Origin of the sequence: Aeromicrobium sp. PE09-221 (genome assembly GCF_002174305.1) — a bacterium.
Lineage (GTDB): Bacteria > Actinomycetota > Actinomycetes > Propionibacteriales > Nocardioidaceae > Aeromicrobium.
The window spans coordinates 1-1425 of sequence record NZ_MIJB01000084.1 but is presented as its reverse complement, the minus strand read 5'-3'; the positions used below and the strand labels follow the sequence as shown (position 1 = coordinate 1425).

The following is a 1425-nucleotide window of genomic DNA, read 5'->3' as shown; positions in this document are numbered from 1 at the left end:
CGGAGATGGGGATAAGAGGCCGGTGTGGTATGCGGTCCAGCATTCTCAGCTGCAGTGCCTCCACGCGGTGGCTAACGGTCCACTCGTAGAGCGAGCCGGCTTATCGTCGGACGCCTTTGATTACCTGTCGAACCACCCTCAGGGACGCTACGACAACGACGAGCCCAAGGACATGCAGCCGGTGGCTCGAGCGTTCGGGCTCGCGGCTTTTTATTGGTTGCTATTACCGAACTACGACCACCCGCTATTGCTGTTTGCCGGCTGCGCCGAAGGCAGCGAGCACTTCAATCCTCTCAACGCACTAGCTGCGGCTCAGTTCGCTCTCGTAGGCCAACATCTCGCCGCCCTGCTCCACCACGTTCCGCTTCTGGCGGAGCTGGGCCGGGGGAAGCTCGGGCTGCGCGCTTCGAACGCGCAGCTCGACGACAATGTGCGACAGCTGAAAGAAACGCGGGGACAACTGCTTCAATCGGGCAAGGTGCTTGCCGAAGTATCGCGACGCGCAGGAATGGCCGACATGGCAACCGGCGTCCTCCACAACGTGGGTAACGCCCTGAACAGCGTGAACGTTTCATCGGAACTCGTCGCCAGACGCCTAGAACGTCTGCGTCTGAGTGGCCTGCAAGGCATCGCAGATTTACTGGAGCAGAACGACACCGAAGCCCTACGCGAGCGTGCACCGAAAGTAGCGCTCTACTTGCGGGAGCTCGCCAAGCACCTCGAGACGGAGAAGAGTGCAGTTCTCGACGAGTTGGCGACGCTTGCCAAGCACATCGATCACATCAAAGCGGTCGTGAGTCGGCAGCAACGGTACGCGGTGACCTTCGACATGGCGGAGCCCGTCGCAGCCCATGAGTTGATGGAAGAGGCGCTGACCATCTGTAGCAAAGCCGCCAACAGCCAAGAGTTCGAGTTGATCAGAATGTATCCAGAGGTGCCGGACATCCACACCGACCGCCACAAGGTGCTGCAGATCCTCGTAAACTTCATCAGCAATGCCAAGCACGCGTTGTCAGTGGAGCCTGTACGACTCCGCCAACTCATTCTGCGCATCGAGCCGCTGGATCGGGGTGGAGTCCGCTTCTGTGTCGACGACACCGGTGTAGGCATCGCTGCGGAAGACCTTCCTCAATTGTTCCGCTACGGGTTTACCCGCCGCGACATGGGCCACGGCTTTGGGTTGCACGCCAGTGCCCTGTTTGCAGCCGAGCTTGGCGGTCAAGTCAGCGGCTCGAGCGCGGGTGTTGGTGGCGGAGCAAGCTTCACGCTCGAGTTACCAGCCAAACGCGCTCCAGTAGAGCGTCGGCCCAGCCTCGACCCCACCATTCAGCTGCCTGTTAGCTTGAAGGCAACGTGAACGGGCTGGGTCAGGAGTGCGGCCGCGCCTGCTGCCGGAAGTGGCTTGCTCACCAAGTAGCCCTGGAT

The 1425-nt window shown here is 60.9% G+C and carries 1 protein-coding gene; it reads left to right on the top strand.

Going from position 1 to position 1425, the window contains the following annotated elements; translation table 11 throughout:
* Positions 1 to 1357, top strand: a 1357-nt coding sequence (locus tag BHE97_RS19390; protein ID WP_236757807.1) for a HAMP domain-containing sensor histidine kinase, incomplete at its 5' end; no start/stop codon positions are given.
* Between the last annotated feature and the right edge of the window lie 68 nt (positions 1358 to 1425).